The sequence below is a fragment of the Neorhizobium fuzhouense genome, from assembly GCF_042611105.1.
Taxonomy (GTDB): Bacteria; Pseudomonadota; Alphaproteobacteria; order Rhizobiales; family Rhizobiaceae; genus Neorhizobium; species Neorhizobium galegae_A.
In genome coordinates, this window is the sequence record NZ_JBHFFP010000010.1 from 150,953 (window position 1) to 170,950 (window position 19,998).

A 19,998-nucleotide genomic window follows, 5' to 3' on the forward strand; every position below is an offset into this window, starting at 1 on the left:
CCAGCTCAGGGAAAGAGGTTAGGTTGTCTTGCTTTTGACGGCGACCTCTGTGAAGATGTAAAAGTTGTCACAGCCGCTTCGGGCGAACCTTTGTCAAAGGATGTCACATGGCCGAACGCAAGATCTTTGCCGGGCCGCGCGTGCGGCGGGTGCGGCTAACCCTCGGGCTCACCCAGACGGCCATGGCCGACGGGCTCGGTATCTCGCCCTCCTATCTGAACCTCATCGAGCGCAACCAGCGGCCGCTCACCGTCCAGCTGCTGCTGCGGCTGGCCGCCGTCTACAAGGTGGATCTTGACCAGTTGCAGGGCGATGGCGGCGGTCTTGCCGGTCAGTTGCGCGAGGTGTTTGCCGATCCGCTGCTGTCGGGAGAAATCCCCGGTGACCAGGAACTGATCGAGATGGCGGAAGGGGCGCCGAATGCGGCTCTCGGCGTCATCAAGCTGTTTCGCGCCTACAAGGAGCAGGCAGGGCGCCTGTCGGATCTGGCCGATCTTCTGGCGCGCGAGGGGCATGAGACCTCGCTTGGCCGCACCCATCTGCCGATGGACGAGGTGCGCCAGATGCTGGAGAGGCGCCCCTTCGTCTTTGCCCGCATCGATCAGGCCGCCGAAGCCTTCATGGCGACGCTTGCGTCCGGCGACGATCTCACCGGCGCGCTGAAGACGTATCTGCGCGCCACCCACGGTATCGTGGTGCGTCAGCTTCCCGTCCATGTGATGCCGACCTTGCGCCGCCGCTATGACCGCCATTCGATGCGGCTGTTTCTCTCCGAGCGGCTGTCGGTGTTTGACCGGACCCGCGAGATCGCCCAGGAAGTGGCGCTTCTGGCGTTGAAGGACGAGATCGCGCTGGAGCTTGAGGAACTTCCCCTGTCGAGCGGGGAGGCGCGGCGGATCGCCCGTTTCGAGCTGGCGCGCTACGGCGCCCATGCGCTGATGATGCCGTTTTCGACCTTTCTCGCCACCGCAGAGCGCTGCCGCTACGATATCGAGCTTCTGGCCGCGCGTTTCGATGTTTCCTTCGAGCAGGCGGCGCACCGGCTGGTCACCCTGCACCGGACGGGACATGCGGTGCCGGCCTTCTTCCTGATGGAGGCCGATCATGCCGGCAACGTTCTGCGTCGTGCCGGCGCGCAGGGGTTTCCGAAGGCGCGTTTCGGTGGCCTCTGCCCGAAGCTTGGCCTGCATGCCGCCTTCTCGCAGCCGGGGCAGGTGCTGGTGGAGCGCGTCGAGATGCCCGACGGCCATGCCTTCCTCACTGTCTGCCGCACCATCGAGGGGCCGCAGGGCGGGTTTGGCGAAAGGTTGCGCCGGACAGCCCTGCTCGTCGGCTGCGAGATGTCCTTTGCCGGTGATACCGTCTATGGCCCGGCGGCAGAGCTTCCGGCCGCCCTGGTGGCGGCCGGCACGGCCTGCAGGCTCTGCGAGCGGCAGGGCTGTCTGTCGCGCGCCGAGCCGCCGGTCACCCGCCCGCTCGGGCTCGACGAGATGGTGACCGGCCTCAGCGCCTTTGATTTTCAATGAGGTGCCACACGGTTGGCGCTCTTTTGTGCAGCGCCGCACATTTCCGCTTGTCGGCCGTTCGTTTCCTTCCTACTCTCGCAACAAAACACATAATCATCTCCGGGTGACGGGCCCCACGCGCGTGCATCGGGATGGAGCGGGAACAGGAGAATCTCATGCGCTTGAACACGATGTCGCTCGTTGCCTTCGCCACTGTCGCGCTTGCCGCGACCTCTGCTCTTTCGCAGGAGCGCGTGGTGCATGTGTACAACTGGTCCGATTATATCGACGACACCATCCTCACCGATTTCACCAAGGAAACCGGCATCAAGGTCGTCTACGACGTGTTCGACAGCAATGAGCTGGTGGAAACCAAGCTTCTGGCCGGCGGTTCCGGCTATGATGTCGTGGTGCCGACTGGGCCGTTCCTCGCCCGCCAGATCCAGGCCGGCGTGTTCCAGAAGCTCGACAAGTCGAAGCTGCCGAACCTTGTCAATCTCTGGCCGCTGGTATCGGAGCGGCTGGCGAAATACGATCCCGGCAACCAGTTCGCCGTCAACTACATGTGGGGCACGACCGGCATCGGCTATAACGTCGCCAAGGTGAAGGCGGCGCTCGGCGATGTGCCGATCGACAGCTGGGACGTGCTGTTCAAGCCGGAAAATGCCAAGAAGCTGAAAAGCTGCGGCATCAACATTCTCGATGCCTCGGACGAGACCTTTGCCATTGCCATGAACTATCTCGGCAAGAACCCGGACAGCAAGGCCACCGCCGACCTGCAGGCGGGCGCCAAGGTCTACAAGGACATCCGCCCGAGCGTGAAGACCTTCAATTCCTCCGCCTATATCGAGGAACTGGCCAATGGCGACAGCTGCATCACCATCGGCTGGTCCGGCGATATCCTGCAGGCGAAGAAGCGTGCGAAAGACGCCAACAATGGCGTCGAGATCAAGTATGTCATCCCCAAGGAAGGCACCTATATGTGGTTCGACAATCTGGCGATCCCCGCGGATGCCAAGAATGTCGATGAAGCCCATGCCTTCATCAACTACCTGATGAAGCCGGAGGTCATCGCCAAGGCCTCCAACTTCGTCCAGTATGCCAATGGCAACCTGCCCGCCCAGAAGCTGATGGATGAGGAGGTGGTGAAGAACCCTTCCGTCTATCCGGACGAGGCGACGCTTGCCAAGCTGTTCACCATCTCGCCCTACGATCCCAAGGCCCAGCGCGTCATCAACCGCGAATGGACTGCGATCAAGACCGGAAAATAAGCCGGCGCGCCGCTGATAGCTTGATACCTGCCGGTGGCGGTTGCGCCACCGGGTCTTGACGAGACGGCTCGGTGAACGGAGTGGGGTGGGCATGGCAAAATCTCTCGGACCGGTAAAACGCAAATTCTCGCCCTGGACCGATCCGGGCGCCGTGCCCTTCATCCGGTTCGAAAACATCACCAAGCGCTACGGCGATTTCGTCGCCGTCAACAATCTGACGCTCGACATCTATGAACGGGAATTCTTCTCCCTGCTCGGTCCTTCCGGCTGTGGCAAGACCACGCTGATGCGCATGCTGGCGGGCTTCGAGGAGCCGAGCGAGGGGCGCATCCTGCTGCAGGGCAAGGATCTGTCCGGCGTGCCGCCCTATCGGCGCCCGACCAACATGATGTTCCAGAGCTACGCGCTCTTCCCGCACATGACGGTGGAGAAGAACATCGCCTTTGGCCTTCAGCAGGATGGCCTTTCGAAACCGGATATTGCAGCCCGCGTCGAGGAAATGCTGAAGCTGGTGAAGCTCGAAAGCTTTGCACGGCGCAAGCCCGCGCAGCTGTCGGGCGGCCAGCGCCAGCGCGTGGCGCTCGCCCGCTCGCTCGCCAAGCGCCCCAAGGTGCTGCTGCTGGATGAACCTCTGGGCGCGCTTGATCGCAAGCTGCGCGAGGAAACCCAGTTCGAGCTGATGGACATCCAGCACACGCTGGGGCTGACCTTCCTCATCGTGACGCATGATCAGGAAGAGGCCATGACCGTGTCGGACCGCATTGCGGTCATGGACAAGGGCGTCATCATGCAGGTGGCAACGCCGGCGGAAATCTACGAGGCGCCGAATAGTCGCTATGTGGCCGATTTCATCGGCGACATCAATATTCTGGAATGTGCGGTGACCGGCAATGCCGGCGACTGCCTGCGCGACGGCCATCCGCCGGTCGTGCGGCTGGTGAGCAACGGCCTCGACATCGCGGTGGAGCAGGAATGCCCGGTGACGGCCGGCGACAAGGTGGGCTTTGCCATGCGGCCGGAAAAGGTGCGCATCTCGCTCGACAAGCCTGCCGACACAACGGTCAACACGGTCCATGGCGAAGTCTGGGACATCGGTTACCTCGGGGATTTCTCCGTCTTCCTGGTCAAGCTCGAGGATGGCCGGATCTTGCGCGCGGCGCAGGCGAACGTGTCGCGTCTGGTCGATCGGCCGATCACCTTTGGAGACAGTGTGTGGCTCACCTGGCCGCTCGATGCGGGCCTGGTGCTGACGCGGTAGCGGGGAGGGGCGACATGGCCGAGACCGGAGCAACCGCGCACACCAATCCGCTGCGCTGGCTGGTGGTTGCAATTCCCTATCTGTGGCTCTTCCTGTTCTTTGCCGCACCCTTCTTCATCATCTTCAAGATCTCGCTGTCCGACACGGCAATCGCCATGCCGCCCTATACGCCGACCTTCGAGGGGTTCGGCGCCATCGGGGATTTCTTCTCGCAGCTGGATTTCGAAAACTACGGCTTCCTCGGCGAGGATCCGCTCTATATCAACGCCTATCTGTCGTCGCTGCGCATCGCGCTCATCTCGACGCTTCTTCTCCTTCTGGTCGGCTATCCGATGGCGCTGGCCATGGCGCGGGCGCAGGCCAGCATTCGCCCGACGCTGATGATGATGGTGATCCTGCCGTTCTGGACCTCCTTCCTCATCCGCGTCTATGCCTGGATCGGCATCCTGAAGCCGGAGGGGTTGCTGACGCTTCTGTTCCAGACCATCGGATTGATGGGGCCGGACGATCAGGTGACCATCTTCCGCACGGATTATGCGGTCTTCATCGGCATCGTCTATTCCTATCTGCCCTTCATGGTGCTGCCGCTCTATGCGGCGCTCGAAAAGATGGACGGCACGCTCTTGGAGGCGGCAAGCGATCTCGGCTGCCCGCCGTGGAAAGCCTTCTGGAAGATCACCTTTCCACTGTCGCTTCCGGGCGTCATTGCCGGCGCCCTCATCTGCTTCATCCCGATCACCGGCGAATTCGTCATCCCCGATCTTCTCGGCGGTGCCGAAACGCTGATGATCGGCAAGACGCTCTGGACGGAATTCTTCGGCAATCGGGACTGGCCGCTTGCCTCGGCGGTTGCGGTGCTGCTGCTGCTGGCGCTCGTCGTTCCCATCGTCATCTTCCAGAACCAGCAGCAGAAGGTGGGCTGAGCCATGAAACCGCAGCGCTTCGACGCCACCATCCTCACCCTCTGCTTTGCCTTTCTCTATATCCCGATCATCATTCTCGTCGTCTATTCCTTCAATGCCTCGCGGCTGGTGACCGTCTGGGGCGGCTTCTCGCTGCACTGGTATCAGGTGATGTGGTCGAACGAGGGGCTGATGGATGCGGCCTGGGTGACGGCGCGCGTCGGCGTGCTGAGCGCCACCTTCGGCACGATCCTCGGCACGCTTGCGGCGCTGACATTGACGCGCTTTCCGCGGTTTCCCGGCCGTGTCGCCTTTACCGGCATGGTCTATGCGCCGCTTGTGATGCCGGAAGTGATCACCGGTCTTTCGATGCTGCTTTTGTTCGTGGCGATGAACATCGACCGCGGCTTCTGGACCGTGACCATTGCCCACACGACCTTTACCATGTGTTATGTGGCGATCGTCGTGCAGTCGCGGCTCATCACCTTCGACCGTAGCCTGGAAGAGGCAGCCCAGGATCTCGGCTGCCCGCCGGTCAAGACCTTCTTTGCTATCACGCTGCCGCTCATCCTGCCCGCCATCGTCTCCGGCTGGATGCTGGCCTTTACCCTGTCGCTGGATGATCTCGTCATCGCAAGCTTCACCACGGGACCGGGGGCGACGACGCTGCCGATCAAGATCTACAGCCAGGTGCGTCTTGGGGTAACGCCCGAAATCAATGCCATCTGCACCATTCTGATCGGGCTGGTCACATTCGGCGTCATCATCACGTCGATCACCACCAAGCGCGCCGAGATGCGCCGCATCCGCGACGAGCACGTGGCCATTCGCGGCATCAGTTGACCGCTGGTCTCACCGCACGGCAAAACGCCGGCCCCGCGCAGGAGGCCGGCGTCTTCAGGGACAAGGTCCGATCCGGTCAGTGACGGCGAAGATCGGCTTCCGCTGCCGTTTCGCCCACCTGCATTGCGCGGGTAAGCGGCACCAGCTGCCAGAGCGCCGACAGGCCGACGAGAACATAGACGATGGTGGCAAGCGTCGTGTCCTGGCCCCCGAAAATCGTCGCCACCAGATCGAGATCGGCAATGCCGACCAGCAATCAGTTGATGCCGCCGACGATGATGAGAAGCAGGGTGATGATATTAAGCGCGCGCATGGGATCTCCTTCAGGGCTGGGCTGGTGATCGAACAGGCGGTGCACGGCTTTGTTCCGCAGAAGTTGTGCGGCGGCTGAATTTATACCCGTTGTGGTGCCGATCAGGGGCCGATGGCCGGCTTTGGTGCGCTCGGCGCCGGCCAGAGCACCGGATTTGGCCAGGCGCCGCCGATGAACACGGTGCGGGGCTCGTCGGGCTCAGTCGCATCGAGAATGGTGGCCGCCAGAGACAGGCTTTTCGTCTCATAGGGCACGACGCCCGACAGGCGCAGCGAATAGGGAGTGCCGGATAGCACCGCCTCCTGCAGTTCGGCGCTGCCGGAGGCAAGCTCTGCCGAAAGAACCAGGCTGTCGAAGCTGGTCGATCCCCCCGTGGTGCGGTTCAGCGCAAAATAGCTGGACCCGGTGGCAAGCCGGCGAAGGCTTGCAAGATCAAGCCCCGTGACCTGTCCGGCACCGGTGGAGAGCCGAACGGTGCCGGTCAGATCTGCCGGCCGCGCTTGTGCCAGCGGCTTTCCGAGCCGCAGATCCAGATCGACGGAGCCTGTCGCGGCAAGGACCGGTCCGGTGAGTGAAAGGCTGTGCGCCAGCGCCTCGAAATCGACCTTGCGGGCGGACATGAGGATGCGCGTCGAGGGCTGGGGTTGCACCTGCATGCGGATCTGGCCCGTCAGGCTGCCGTTCAGGAGGTCGCTGTCGAGAATTTCGATCTCGGCGCGTCCCGTATCCGACAGGATGCTGACGGCGCTGTTGGCCAAGGTCAGGCTGCCGAGTCTGGCCGTCTTTGCCGAAAAGCGCACGTCAAAGCCAAGCTGCCGTTCAAACGGCAGCTCCTTCTGCGTCACCTGACTGCCACTTGCCTCGCGGTCGTCGGAGATCGCCTGGACGAGGGCACCCAGATCGACGGTATCGAAGGCCAGCGTGCCCGTCACGCGCGGGGCGGCCGTGGCACCTTGCATGCTGAGGTCCATGACGCCGGTTCCCCAGGTGCCATTTGCCTCGATCGACAGGCGATCGAAGCGCAGCACCTGGTTCAGCGTCACCAGCCTCGCCGAGAGCGTCAGGTCGCGCAGCCCGTCGGCGGTGTGCACAGGCAGGTTGGCCCAGGTAACGACATCGCTGACGCTTGGGATCGACAGCTCCAGATCGCCGGAAAAGAAAGCGTAGCGTGTGAGGTCCGCCCGCCCGGCGAACCGGCCGGAGAAAAGCGTCGACTTGATGGTGGCATCGATATCGGTTCCGCGCCCGCCAAGCAGCAGCAGCGGCTGCGAGGAGGACAGATGCAGCTCGAGCGCCTTGCCGCGAATGGTGGCGGCCATCTGCATCTCCGCCGCCGATGACAGCTTTGGCCAGTCGATCGTGCCGTTGATGTCCTCGATCGAGAGATGCTTGCCCTCTGGACCGTTGATCGACAATCGGCCAGCCGTAATCGTCACGTCACCCATCACGGTGTCGCCGGCATCGGCAAGCGCGGTGTCGGTGGCCGTGGCTTGCTGCGGGTCGATCGCCTGGCGCACTGCCGTGCTCAGAATGCCGTCGCTGCTCCAGTCGAGCTTGCCCGAGGCATCGGCGGTCATGGTGATATCCGGCGCGGTCAGATTGAAGTCCTGAAACACCGGCTGACCACGCAGGGCCTGCAGAACGCTGAAACCGGCCGAAAGCCTGGCGATGCGACCAAGGACCGGTGCGTCCGGCCGGCTCTCCTGCCGGATGGTGAGGCCGGTGAGCGTCACGACCGGGCGGGGAAAGAATTCAAGCTCCGGCGTGCCTTCGATCGTCACGTCATGGCCGAGCCAGTTTTCCACGGCATCTTCCATGCTTTCGCGCACAAGCGTCGAGGAAACCAGGATGGGGGCTGCAAGCCGGAACAGCATGGTAAGCGCCAGAAGGCCGGCGCTGGTATAGAGCGCCATGCGGGCCAGTTTTTTGCGCGGCGTCATTCTTCTCATGCGAATTTCGCGATCGTGGCTGCAGACAACAGACAGGGAAGCGGCCGGTCATCCTGTCTTGACCGGCCGGCATGCCGCTTCGTTAGCGGAAATGCCCGCGCCATGCAAACCGGCGCTCAAGGGGTGCTCGAGGGCACCGGTGAAACCGCCTCAAACCAGCCATGGCGGCTCTTTATCCTGCAATGCAACATGATATACCTTGCGCACCGGGATGGAGGTTCAGACGACATGACACATGAAATGCCCTTGTGGACGCCTTCGGAGGCGCGCAAAGCAGAGGCACCGCTTTCCAAATTCATGGCCTGGTGTGCAAAGACGTATCAGCGGACGTTTTCCAATACCGATGCGCTTCACGCCTGGTCGATCGAAGAGCGCGGGGATTTCTGGACGGCGGTCTGGGATTTCTGCGGGGTGAAGGGCGAGCGCGGCGCAACGAGCCTCATCCATGGCGACGACATGCTGGCCGCCCGCTTCTTTCCGGAGGCGAGACTGAATTTCGCCGAGAACCTATTGACCCGTAGCGGCACCGACGATGCGCTGATCTTTCGTGGCGAAGACAAGGTGGCCTATCGCTGGAGCTGGGATGAGCTTGCAGCGACTGTATCGCGCCTGCAGCAGGCTTATCTCGCGCTGGGCATCAAGCCGGGCGACCGCATCGCGGCGATGATGCCGAACCTTCCAGAAACCATTGCCTGCATGCTGGCCGCCGCCTCCATCGGGGCGATCTGGTCGTCGTGCTCGCCCGATTTCGGCCGGCAGGGCGTGCTTGATCGCTTTGGCCAGATCGAGCCGAAGCTGTTCATCGCCTGCGACGGCTACTGGTACAACGGCAAGCGGCAGGATGTCGCCGACAAGGTGCGCGACGTGGCGGGCGAATTGAAGGTGCCGGTGGTGATCGTGCCCTATGCCGGTGACGCTGCGGCCCTTGCGGCTTCGCTTGGCGACGGCCGGACGTTTGCCGAGTTTATGGCGCCCCATGCGCCGGCCCCCATTGTCTACACGCCGCTGCCGTTTTCGCATCCGCTCTATATCCTGTTTTCCTCCGGCACGACCGGTGTGCCCAAATGCATCGTGCATTCGGCCGGCGGCACGCTTTTGCAGCACCTGAAGGAAATCGTCCTGCATTGCGGCGTGACACCGGGCGACCGTTTGTTCTATTTCACCACCTGCGGTTGGATGATGTGGAACTGGCTCGCCTCCGGGCTTGCCGCCGGCGCCACGCTCTGCCTTTTCGACGGCTCGCCCTTTGCGCCGGATGGCAAGGTGCTGTTCGATTATGCCGAGGCCGAAAAATTCGCGGTCTTCGGCACCTCGGCCAAGTTCATCGATGCCGTGCGCAAGGCCGACATCGAGCCTAAGAAAACGCATGACCTGTCGTCGCTGCGGCTTATCACCTCCACCGGCTCGCCGCTGTCACCGGAAGGCTTCTCCTTCGTCTACGAGGGCATCAAGGCGGATGTGCATCTCGCTTCCATTTCCGGCGGCACGGATATCGTCTCCTGCTTCGTGCTCGGCAATCCGCTGAAGCCGGTCTGGCGCGGCGAGATCCAGGGTCCGGGGCTCGGCCTTGCGGTCGATGTGTGGAACGATGACGGTCAGCCGGTGCGCGGCGAAAAAGGCGAGCTCGTCTGCACCAAGGCCTTTCCCTCGATGCCGATCATGTTCTGGAACGATCCCGACCAGAAAAAGTACAAGGCGGCCTATTTCGAGCGCTTCGACAATATCTGGTGCCACGGCGATTTTGCCGAATGGACGCCGCATAGCGGGCTTATCATCCATGGCCGTTCGGATGCGACACTGAACCCCGGCGGCGTGCGCATCGGCACGGCGGAAATCTACAACCAGGTGGAGCAGATGCCGCAGGTGCTGGAAGCCCTGTGCATCGGCCAGGATTGGGATGATGACGTGCGCGTCGTGCTGTTCGTGCGGCTGGCAGACGGCGTCGTGCTCGATGACGCGCTGGTAAGCGCCATCAAGACCCGCATCCGCACCGGCTGCACGCCGCGCCATGTCCCGGCAAAGGTTCTCGCCGTCACGGATATTCCGCGCACGAAATCCGGCAAGATCGTCGAGCTTGCGGTGCGCGAAGTGGTACACGGCCGGCCGGTGAAGAACCGCGAGGCGCTCGCCAATCCGGAAGCGCTGGAACTCTTTGCCGGGCTTGCCGAACTGCAGGCTTGAGGTGGCTCCAGACGCACATCCAGCTTTCTTCCGTCATGCTCGGGCTTGTCCCGAGCATCTGCAACCTTCTGATTTTATTGGTATTTGTAGATCCTCGGCACAAGGCCGAGGATGACGTCGCGACAGGAGACAGCTTTGTCCTCAAACCGGAGGCAGCGTTGGCTGCCTCTCTTTTCGACGGCCCGTTCGTCCGTCGCGCGTCAACCATCAGCCATGAGGTCGTCGAAGCTCAGTTGGCCAGTACCCGCGGCGAGGGGAAGGTGACCTCGACCAGCGTGCCTTCGTTCGGTGCCGAGTGGATGGCGAAGGCGGCGCGGTTGGCGTCCACCATGGCCTTGGTCAGCGGCAGTCCAAGGCCCGTGCCATCACCGCGCTTGCGTGCCGCGCCGGCGACCTGCCGGAAGGGCTTCATCGCCAGTTCGAGTTCCGCACGCGTCATGCCGATGCCGGTATCGCGGATGCGCAGCACCACATTGCCGTTCGCCTCATAGGCGGTCGACACGACGATCTGGCCGCCGGACGGGGTGAAGCGGATGGCGTTCGCCAGGATGTTGAGCACGATCTGCTTGATCGAGCGCAGGTCGGCGACCACCGGCGGCACCGCATGCGACAGTGCCGTGCGGATGATGACGCGCTGGCCGTTTGCCTGCGGCTGCACCAGAGACACCGCTTCCGCCACCGTTTCATTCAGCCCGACGGCAGCGAAATCCAGCTCCATCTCGCCGGCTTCGATCTTGGAAATGTCGAGGAGATCGTTGACGATATCCAGTACATGCCGGCCCGACCGGCCGATATCATTGGCATATTCGACATAGCGCTGGTGGCCGATCGGTCCCAGCCGCTCGGTCGCCATCATGTCGGCAAAACCGATGATGGCGTTAAGCGGCGTGCGGATCTCGTGGCTGACATGCGCCAGAAAATCGCTCTTGTGGGCATTGGCCGTTTCGGCGGCGCGCTTGGCGTTGCGCAGTTCTTCCTCGGTGCGCTTCCACTGGGTGATGTCGCGGATGACGGCGCAGTAGCCGTTGGACGAGGTGAGGTGGCCAATGGTCATGAACAGCGGCAGAAAACCGCCGGAGGCTTCCCGGCCGATGACCTCGCGCCCGTCGTTGAGGAGGCTTGCCACGCCATGGCCGGCAAGGCCTGCCAGGTAATCCAGCACGGATTTCTGGCTTTCATGGGCAAACAGCATGACGAAGGGTTTGCCCGCCGTTTCCTCATTGTCATAGTTGAAGAGGGCGCTGGCTGCCCGGTTCATCGAGCGGATATCGCCTTCGCTGCCAAGGAGGACCACGCCATCGGTTGCCGTATCGAGAATGGCGCGCAATTCGTCCACCTCGACTGCCATGCGCGACAGTTTTTCAGCCTGGCGCGCATGCTCGTCCGGTTCGGCAGGCGCTACTTCGTCAGCCTCTGCCGTATCCGGTGCCGCGGCAGGGTCGTTGACCGGCATCAGCGCGAGAATGAGCGCCGTTGCGCCATCCCAGCGCACCGATTGCAGGCGTGCGGTGACCGGCACGATGCTGTCATCGGCGCGCACCACCACCATGCCGCCGGCATCCGAGGTCTTGTCTTCCAGTTCCTGCGTTTGCAGCAGGGCGTCGAGCCCGCCAACTTCCGCCAGGGCATCGAGCGTTTCATAGCCGGTGAGGCGCAGAAACTCCGGATTGGCGTGGATCAGCCGCTCGCCGCTGTGGACGAGGAGCGCAACCGGCATCTGGTCAACCACGTCGGGGGACAGTTCCGGACGCTGGCGAAGCGGCATGGCCTGCGCATAGGCTTCGGCAAGCGAAATACGCTCCTCACCCTCAACGTCGCGGGCATTTTCTGCATCATGGGTTTCAGGGGCAGCGTCATCCACATCGGCAGCAACGGGCGGGGCTTCGTGGTCTTCCGCGTCGCTTTCCTCCGGAAGGACGTCCTGCGACACCGCGTCATCCGGCGTCTGCGCGAAGGCGTCCTGATCGTCCTGCGGGGCGTCCGGCAGAGTGGCTTCCTGCTGCGTTTCAACCGGATCTGCGTCTTCGGCGACCGGCTCACTCGCCAGTTCGGCAGACAAGGCGTCGTCAAAAAGACCCTCCGTCTCGTCGGCGGGCTCGCTCAGGACCGGCTCAGCCGTGTCATCGTCAGCGGACAGATCGGTGGCTGAATCTGCTTCGGTGGACGGGTCTGCGGCGGACTGCGCCGGGGTCGCGTCTTCGGCGGCGTTCGTGCCGTGATCGTCCGGTTCGCCAAAGGGGGCGGCATCGTCCTCCGTTGCGGTTGCGGCAGCACGCTGCGGCTCTCCCGCCGGTTCCTCGTTCTGGCGAAACACTTCCAGGCGGCGGGCGATCTCGCGGAAGGCGGCCTGCTCGACGGGTGTCAGGCCCTCGCGGGCGCCGGGGCGGCGCTCTTCGAGACGGATGACCTTTTCGGAATAGCGCGGAGTGGTTTCCACCAGCCGAAGCGCCGGCTTTTCATGCGTCGGCCACAGAAGCGGCATCGACGTGGGCTCGTCGGCCGATGCGGTGTCGCCTGCGTCTTTAAGGGTTTCGGGGGCGAGGGGCTGGTCCGGCGTGTCGGCGTCCGGCGCGTTCGGCTCTGCTGTTTCGGCGCCTGCAGTGTCATCAATGCCTTCTGCGGGCTCCGCATCAGTTTCGGCCGGTGCGGCTACGGTCAGGGCGTCCGCCATGCCGGTCTCTGCGGCGGTGTCTTCTGCGTCTGCGATGCCCGCATCATCCGCGGCATAGGCTTCGGTTTCCGAGCCTTCCGCGATGTCGGCATCATCCTCGACAACGTCTGTCAGGTCCGTATCGTCCGGCGCGAGCGTCAGGCCGAGCGCCAGCGGATCTTCCTCGACATCGGAAATGCGCACGATGCCGAAACCGCGGAAACCGTCGAATTCGCGGGTGCGGGTATAGGTCGGCAGGGCCGCAAGATCGATCGGCACGCAGAGCGACGTGCCCTCCACCGGCCAAAAGATCGTCTTGCCGGACCAAGTGTCGCGGCGCTGCAGAAGCTCGCCGATCTTGCCTTCCGGATCGAGGTTGAACAGGGCGGCGACATCGGTAAAGGCCAGTCCCACCACTTCGGCCGCATGGGGGCCGACGGTTGCGGCAAGTTCCGGCGAAATCTCGCAGAAAATCCCCTGCGCATCGATCTTCCAGACAAAACGCGTGGCACGCGCCTCGTGCGGAAAGCGGAAGCCGGAGACGGGCGGTTCAGCCGCCGTGGCCGCGACCGGCTGTTCATCTTCTGGCTCGACGGCAGCCTGGGCAGGGGCTGCGTCTTCCGGTGGCTTGACAAGAGCCGATGTCTCGGGGGTAGACGTCTCAAGGGCCGGAATCTCGATGGCGACGGTGGAGGTGGCAGGGGCCTCGGCCAGGGCCTCCTCTTCCTGTGCCGGCACGGCATCTTCGCTGTCCTCGACAGGATCGGCCACAACCGTCCCGGCCGTCTCGTCGGGCAGCGGCAGATCGGCTGGCTCGCCAGAGGCAAGCGGATCGATGACGCGTTCTTCCGGCAGAGGCGCTGCTGGCCTTTCCTCGAAGGCAATTGCCGGCTCCGGCGCGTCAGCCTCCACGATCAGCAGCAGGTTCAGCACCGGATCATCGGAGAGCCGCGCGATGGCTGCGGGAAGATAGCCGGCGCCGGTCGGCACCGGACGCTTGACCAGCCGGTCGCGATCGTGCGCGGCAAGCGTCACCAGCATGCGCGCGGTATGGGGGGTGAGGTTCACCGTGCCGAAATCGGGCGAGGAGGAAATCACATGGCCATCGCCGTCAAGCACCGCCACATGGGTGTTGGGCTCATCAAAACCTTCCAGCATCTGGCGCGCGCATTCGGCCGGCTGCGGCGCCTCGGCCGCGGCCGGGACGGCAAGAAGTACGGCGGTTTCCCCATCGGCCAGCGCAATCAGTTCGCACAGCGCTTGCACCGCCAGACGCTCGAAACCTGCCGTCATGCGCATCATGAAGCTGCGCTGATCGCCGGTTGCCTGCAGCTGGCGCGCGGTTGCCTGCGCCTGGCGCAGTGTCAGGTCCAGCCGCGGCGGCCCCTGGTCGATGAGGTCGTAGATGACGTCCTTGCCAAACAGCTGCGCCCCGCGGCCATTGGCCCACAGCACGTCTTTCATGTCGCGCGTGAACAGCACCACAGCCTTGCCCGCGGCAAAGTGATCGCGCACCCTTGGATGCGCGGCGATGTCTATGAAGGGATATTGCACAGCAGACATGGCGGGCCTTGCACTCGGTGCCGTCTTCATCAAGCCGGCGCTACGTTAACACATTGTTAGTAACTTCGAAGCCCCGCCGGGTCCACATTCTGGCCGAGGAAACGCAGAACACGGTTAATCAGGAAAAGTTCATGTTGCAGCGCACAAACATATTGCAACGCACCATAACTTTGGCTATATTGACAGTCATGAGGTCGCCCATAGCGGGTGCCGGGATGGAACAAGGACGCTGGACATGGCATACAAGACTGATGACGTATTTTCCTTCGCTGCCTTCGACCCGACGCGGTTGACGGAAAACCTGCGTGACTTCGCCGAGAAGGGCACCACGCAGTCGCGTGAAGCCTTCACCAAGCTGAAGGCCGCCGCCGAGGAAGCCACCAAGACGGTGGAATCGACGCTGCACACGGCCCAGGCCGGTTCCGTCGAGCTTGGCCTGAAGGCCATCGATGCCATTCGCACCAATGCCGAACTGTCGCTGACGCATCTGGAAGCGCTGATTGGCGTCAAGTCGGTTGCCGAACTCATCGAGCTGCAGACCGGCTTCGTGCGCAAGCAGGCTGAAGTGACGGTTGAACAGGCAAAGGCCCTGCAGGAAACCGCCCGCAAGATCGCCGAAGACGTCACCAAGCCCGGCAAGGACGCCGCCGAAAAGGCTCTGTCCAGCTTCAAGGCTGCCTGATTTTCCTTGGCAATTCTTCCGGAAAGGTCGGGTCATCCCGGCCTTTTTCGTATCGGGGTGAAACTCGGGGCTTGCAAAAAAAATGCAATGCTTCTATGTCACGCCCCAGACACGGCCGACCAAGGTTGGCAACGTGGCGTGCGGTTGTAGCTCAGTTGGTTAGAGCGCAGGTTTGTGGCACCTGAGGTCGGAGGTTCGAGACCCCCCAACCGTACCATTCTTCCACAGTGTCTTCTTTCGTTTCCCTTGCCGGCGTTACTTGATTTCTTTCAGGCCGGAAAAATATCTCACACAAAAATCTGTCTTTCCGCGCCCACCGCCTCCTGCAGAAATGCGATCACGGTGCGGATCCTTGCGATGTCGCGCAGGCTTTCGTGGGTGCTGGTCCAATAGGCGCGGCGGATGCGGATGTCGGGGAGGATGCGGGCGAGTTCCGGCACCGGGCGGGCGATGTAATCGTGCAGGATGCCGATGCCGGCGCCGGTGCGCACTGCTTCCGTCTGGCCGATGGCGCTTGAAATTTCAAAGCCGGCATCCCAGTCGCGCATCACCTCTCCGGTAAAATTCAGCTGCGGCGAAAAGATCAGGTCGTCGACATAGCCGATGCGCGGGTGAAGCCGCAGTTGATCCAGGCTTTTTGGTTCGCCGTTCTGGGCGAGGTACTGGCGCGAGGCATAAAGGCCGAGCGTGTAATCGGTGAGTTTTGAGGAAACGAGCCGCCCTTGGCTTGGCCGCTCCACGGTAATGGCGATATCAGCCTCGCGCTGCGACAGCGAAAACGAGCGCGGCACCGGCACCAGTTGGATGCGCAGGTTCGGGTGGCGCCTGATCAGCGTGCCGAGACGCGGCGCCAGAAACGAAACGCCAAAGCCATCCGGTGCGCCAATGCGAACGGTGCCTTCAATGGGCGCATTCACTTCGCCGGTGCGCGCCTGCGCCGCCAGCATTTCCGCCTCGATGCGTTCGGCGGATGCGAGAAAGGCATGGCCTTCCGCCGTCAGTTCGCAGCCGCTCGGCCGGCGGATCAGAAGCCGCGTGCGCAGCGCATCCTCCAGCGCATTGATGCGCCGCCCAAGTGTGGCATGGTTGAGGCCAAGCCGCCGCGAGGCCGACAGGAGCTGGCCCTCGCGCGCGACCGCCAGAAAGATGCGCACATTGTCCCAGTCCATCAGGCTGTCCTCGCGGGTGGCGTCTGCCCCTCACCCTTTTTCGCCCGCGGAAGAGGGGCGGCAGGCGGATGAGGTCAGGTGCATTAATTTCTGCACAATGGATGCGTAAATCATCGCGTTGAATTGTGCAAATTAAAGCGCATACTGGGTGCCATAACACAGACGGAGGATCATCCATGTATCAGGTAGGCCATTTCATTGGCGGCAAGCATGTGCCCGGCACGTCCGGCCGCAGCCAGCCGATCTATAACCCGGCAACCGGCGAGGTTCAGGGGGAAGTGTCGCTGGCAAGCGCCGAGGAACTGAATGCCGCTGTCGAAAACGCCAAGGCGGCGCAGGCCAAGTGGGCGGCCACCAATCCGCAGCGCCGCGCCCGCGTCTTCATGAAGTTCGTGGCGCTTTTGAACGACAACATGGACAGCCTGGCCGAAATCCTCTCGCGCGAGCATGGCAAGACCATCGAAGACGCCAAGGGCGATATCGTGCGCGGTCTGGAAGTCTGCGAATTCGTCATCGGCATCCCGCATCTGTCGAAGAGCGAGTTCACCGAAGGCGCCGGCCCCAATATCGACATGTATTCGATCCGCCAGCCGGTCGGCATCGGCGCAGGCATCACGCCGTTCAATTTCCCGGGCATGATCCCGATGTGGATGTTTGCGCCGGCGATTGCCTGCGGCAATGCCTTCATCCTGAAGCCGTCCGAGCGCGATCCGTCCGTTCCGATCCGTCTTGCCGAACTGATGATCGAGGCAGGGCTCCCGGCCGGCATTCTCAACGTCATCAACGGCGACAAGGCGGCCGTCGATGGCATCCTGACGCATCCGGACATCTCCGCCGTCTCCTTCGTCGGCTCGACCCCGATTGCCCGTTACGTCTATGGCACGGCTGCCATGAACGGCAAGCGCGCCCAGTGCTTCGGCGGCGCCAAGAACCACATGATCATCATGCCCGATGCCGATCTCGACCAGGCCGCCCAGGCGCTGATGGGCGCCGGCTACGGGTCTGCCGGCGAACGCTGCATGGCGATCTCGGTTGCCGTTCCGGTCGGCGAGGAAACCGCAAACCGCCTTATCGAAAAGCTCACCCCCATGGTGGAGAGCCTGCGCATCGGCCCCTACACGGATGACAAGGCAGACATGGGCCCGGTCGTCACCAAGGAAGCCCAGGCGCGCATCAAGGCGCTCATCGATTCGGGCGTCGAAGCCGGCGCAAAGCTCGTCGTCGATGGCCGCGATTTCAAGCTGCAGGGCTATGAGAACGGCTATTTCGTCGGCGGCTGCCTGTTCGACCACGTGACGCCGGACATGGATATCTACAAGACCGAAATTTTCGGGCCCGTGCTCTCCGTCGTGCGGGCTAAGAATTATGAAGAAGCCCTCGAACTGCCGATGAAGCACGAATATGGCAATGGCGTTGCGATCTACACCCGCGACGGCGATGCCGCCCGCGATTTCGCAAGCCGCATCAATATCGGCATGGTCGGCGTCAACGTGCCGATTCCGGTTCCGCTCGCCTACCACTCCTTCGGCGGCTGGAAGTCGTCGTCCTTCGGCGATCTCAACCAGCATGGCACCGATTCCATCAAGTTCTGGACGCGCACGAAAACGGTCACCTCGCGCTGGCCGTCGGGAATCAAGGACGGCGCCGAATTCGTCATGCCGACGATGAAGTGAATTTTTTAAAGCCACTTGCCGAATGAGAAAGGGCGCCCGTCGAGGCGCCCTTTTTGCTGCAGGCCCTATCCCGAAGGCCGAATCCGGGATTTCGCAGGCGGTTCATTCCCCCGTTCGGGAAAAGTGGATAGACTGGGTAAAATTTACAAATTTGGAATTGTTCAAAAGTGGCGAAGGCCTTATATATTGGCTTAAGGCACCAAGGAGAACGGCATGCGTTTGACGAAACAGACCAATTATGCAGTGCGCATGTTGATGTATTGCGCAGCCAATGACGGTCATTTGAGCCGCATCCCCGAGATCGCCCGCGCCTATGGCGTCTCTGAACTGTTCCTGTTCAAGATCCTTCAGCCGCTCACCAAAGCAGGCCTTGTCGAAACCCTGCGCGGCCGCAATGGCGGTGTGCGCCTCGGCCGCCCGGCCGACAAGATCAGCCTGTTCGACGTGGTGAAGGTCACGGAAGACAGCTTTGCCATGGCCGAATGTTTTGAAGATGGCGCGGTCGAATGTCCGCTTGTCGACAGTTGCGGCCTGAACGCGGCGCTGCGCAAGGCACTCAATGCCTTCTTCGACGTGCTTGCCGGTTATTCGATCGATGATCTTGTGAAGGCGCGCCCGCAGATCAACTTCCTGCTGGGTCTGGATCTTGCGCCGCCCGTCGGCGCGGCGGTGGCTCCCGCCGCCTGACCCGGCACCGGTCAAAGCGCTCCGAGGGGGCGCTTTTTTTTGGGCCGATGCCAGGGTTTTCTGGCAAGGCGGAACTTTCTTGGTAAAAGGCACCGTCCGATCGACCGGCCGTTTCTCGTAAAGCCCTTTTTTGCTTATGATATCTTCTGACGATTTTATTCCCTTTGCCTGGACGCTGGTACTTGGCGCGCTTGGCGCCATTGTTGCCGGCACACTTGGTCTTCCGGCCCCCTTTCTCATCGGCCCGGCGCTGTTCGTGACGATCGGAAGCCTGAGCGGCCGAAGGTTGTTGGTGCCGCTTGCGCTGCGCAATGCCTGTTTTGTCGTGGTCGGCATGTCGATGGGGGCGGGGGTAACGCCGGAGGTCGTGACGGCGGCGGCCGCATGGCCGGCCAGTTTCGCCATGGTCATCGTCATCTCCATCGTGCTGCTCCTGTCGGCGCAGGCGCTGCTGCGCCGGGTCTTTCACTATGACCGCATGACGGCGCTTCTGGCGGCCTGCCCGGGTCACCTGAGTTACGTGCTGAGCCTTGCGGCCGATACGCGCGGGGATCTGGCCAGCATCGGCATCATCCAGAGCGTGCGCGTGCTGGCGCTGACGCTTTTGGTGCCGCTGATCGTCGAGTTGTCGGGCGCCTCGGGCGCGGGCGCTGTCGTTCTGCCGCAGGCCATGGGGCTTGCGCCCCTTGTTGTCCTTGGCGTTCTCGCCGGCGTCTGCGGCCTGATTTTTCTGAGGCTGAAGGTGCCGGCGGCGCTTCTGGTCGGCGGCATGGCCGTGTCGATCCTTGCGCATCTTTCAGGCCTGGTGACCGGCACGATCCCGCAATGGCTGCAGATCCCGGTCTATGTGCTTCTCGGCAGCATGATCGGCACGCGCTTTTCCGGCGTCCGCCTGGCGGAGTTGAAGACCGCCTTCGTGGCGGGCCTGTCGGTCACCGTGGTCGTCGGCCTGATCTCGGCGGTCACCGCTGCCGGCATAGCGCATCTCCTCGATGTGCCTCTCGGCGCAGCCCTGATCGCCTTTGCGCCGGGCGGCCTGGAAACCATGGCCGCCATGGCGGTGATCATGCATGCCGATCCGGCCTATGTCGGCACGCATCATATCCTCAGACTGCTGTTTCTCTCGGTGCTGATGCCCTTCATGCTGTCCAGGTTCAGGTCACTATAAATTATCACCCCTGATATTGCGGAGGGCGTTTGCCCCGATTTTCCGCTTATTTCGATTGATCTAAATTAGGGCATGAAGTAATTAGTTAATGTCTCGGAGAGAAGAAACAAGGATTGAGATTCTATAGCAGAGTTTATATAAACAATGCTGTTCTGTCTCCAATCTGGATGCGGTTTATATCGTT

At 62.6% G+C, this 19,998-nt stretch carries 14 protein-coding genes and 1 tRNA gene; 11 read left to right on the plus strand and 4 right to left on the minus strand.

Annotated features, from left to right (window positions below):
- Positions 1-107: 107 nt before the first annotated feature.
- The 5 genes from ACEXP3_RS17930 (at position 108) to ACEXP3_RS17950 (ending at position 5,779) form a co-directional block, all read left to right on the plus strand.
- Positions 108-1,526, plus strand: a complete 1,419-nt coding sequence (locus ACEXP3_RS17930) for a helix-turn-helix domain-containing protein (RefSeq protein ID WP_377298472.1) — start codon at positions 108-110, stop codon at positions 1,524-1,526.
- Between the two features lie 155 nt (positions 1,527-1,681).
- The gene (locus ACEXP3_RS17935; RefSeq protein ID WP_210103518.1) at positions 1,682-2,776 is read left to right on the plus strand and encodes a polyamine ABC transporter substrate-binding protein; all 1,095 of its coding nucleotides are present in this window, start codon (positions 1,682-1,684) and stop codon (positions 2,774-2,776) included.
- A 91-nt stretch (positions 2,777-2,867) separates the two neighbouring features.
- Positions 2,868-4,034 carry an ABC transporter ATP-binding protein gene (locus ACEXP3_RS17940; RefSeq protein WP_377298473.1) on the plus strand — a complete coding sequence of 389 codons (1,167 nt, stop codon included), beginning with the start codon at positions 2,868-2,870 and terminating at the stop codon, positions 4,032-4,034.
- Positions 4,035-4,048: 14 nt separating this feature from the next.
- Positions 4,049-4,957 (plus strand): ABC transporter permease subunit, encoded by a 909-nt coding sequence (locus tag ACEXP3_RS17945; protein WP_377298474.1) that lies wholly within the window; start codon positions 4,049-4,051, stop codon positions 4,955-4,957.
- A 3-nt stretch (positions 4,958-4,960) separates the two neighbouring features.
- Positions 4,961-5,779 (plus strand): ABC transporter permease, encoded by an 819-nt coding sequence (locus ACEXP3_RS17950; protein WP_210103515.1) that lies wholly within the window; start codon positions 4,961-4,963, stop codon positions 5,777-5,779.
- Between the two features lie 76 nt (positions 5,780-5,855).
- Here ACEXP3_RS17950 and ACEXP3_RS17955 read toward each other — a convergent pair whose 3' ends face one another.
- Together ACEXP3_RS17955 and ACEXP3_RS17960 are read right to left on the minus strand one after the other, a co-directional pair.
- Positions 5,856-6,035: a DUF378 domain-containing protein gene (locus ACEXP3_RS17955; RefSeq protein ID WP_377298475.1), complete on the minus strand. Its 180-nt coding sequence runs from the start codon at positions 6,033-6,035 to the stop codon at positions 5,856-5,858.
- Between the two features lie 158 nt (positions 6,036-6,193).
- Positions 6,194-8,032: an AsmA family protein gene (locus ACEXP3_RS17960; protein WP_377298476.1), complete on the minus strand. Its 1,839-nt coding sequence runs from the start codon at positions 8,030-8,032 to the stop codon at positions 6,194-6,196.
- 237 nt (positions 8,033-8,269) lie between these two features.
- Here ACEXP3_RS17960 and ACEXP3_RS17965 point away from each other — a divergent pair, with 237 nt between their 5' ends.
- Positions 8,270-10,222, plus strand: a complete 1,953-nt coding sequence (locus ACEXP3_RS17965; RefSeq protein WP_377298477.1) for an acetoacetate--CoA ligase — start codon at positions 8,270-8,272, stop codon at positions 10,220-10,222.
- Between the two features lie 229 nt (positions 10,223-10,451).
- Here ACEXP3_RS17965 and ACEXP3_RS17970 read toward each other — a convergent pair whose 3' ends face one another.
- Entirely contained in the window at positions 10,452-14,435 is a 3,984-nt protein-coding gene (locus ACEXP3_RS17970) for an ATP-binding protein (RefSeq protein WP_377298478.1), read from the minus strand.
- Between the two features lie 235 nt (positions 14,436-14,670).
- On the opposite strand from ACEXP3_RS17970, the gene ACEXP3_RS17975 reads away from it, so the two are divergent.
- Together ACEXP3_RS17975 and ACEXP3_RS17980 are read left to right on the plus strand one after the other, a co-directional pair.
- A complete protein-coding gene (locus ACEXP3_RS17975; RefSeq protein ID WP_377298479.1) occupies positions 14,671-15,117 on the plus strand; it encodes a phasin in 447 nt (148 codons plus the stop codon).
- Between the two features lie 140 nt (positions 15,118-15,257).
- Positions 15,258-15,334: transfer RNA gene (locus ACEXP3_RS17980), tRNA-His, on the plus strand.
- Between the two features lie 70 nt (positions 15,335-15,404).
- Here the strand turns inward: ACEXP3_RS17980 and ACEXP3_RS17985 are convergent.
- Entirely contained in the window at positions 15,405-16,286 is an 882-nt protein-coding gene (locus ACEXP3_RS17985) for a LysR family transcriptional regulator (RefSeq protein WP_377298480.1), read from the minus strand.
- Positions 16,287-16,462: 176 nt separating this feature from the next.
- Here ACEXP3_RS17985 and ACEXP3_RS17990 point away from each other — a divergent pair, with 176 nt between their 5' ends.
- From ACEXP3_RS17990 to ACEXP3_RS18000, 3 genes are all read left to right on the plus strand, one after another.
- Positions 16,463-17,959, plus strand: a complete 1,497-nt coding sequence (locus ACEXP3_RS17990) for a CoA-acylating methylmalonate-semialdehyde dehydrogenase (RefSeq protein ID WP_210103508.1) — start codon at positions 16,463-16,465, stop codon at positions 17,957-17,959.
- 213 nt (positions 17,960-18,172) lie between these two features.
- Positions 18,173-18,646, plus strand: coding sequence for an iron-responsive transcriptional regulator RirA (gene rirA / locus ACEXP3_RS17995; protein ID WP_210103507.1), 474 nt, complete (start codon positions 18,173-18,175; stop codon positions 18,644-18,646).
- A 136-nt stretch (positions 18,647-18,782) separates the two neighbouring features.
- Positions 18,783-19,814, plus strand: coding sequence for an AbrB family transcriptional regulator (locus tag ACEXP3_RS18000; RefSeq protein ID WP_210103506.1), 1,032 nt, complete (start codon positions 18,783-18,785; stop codon positions 19,812-19,814).
- The last annotated feature ends 184 nt before the right edge of the window (positions 19,815-19,998 follow it).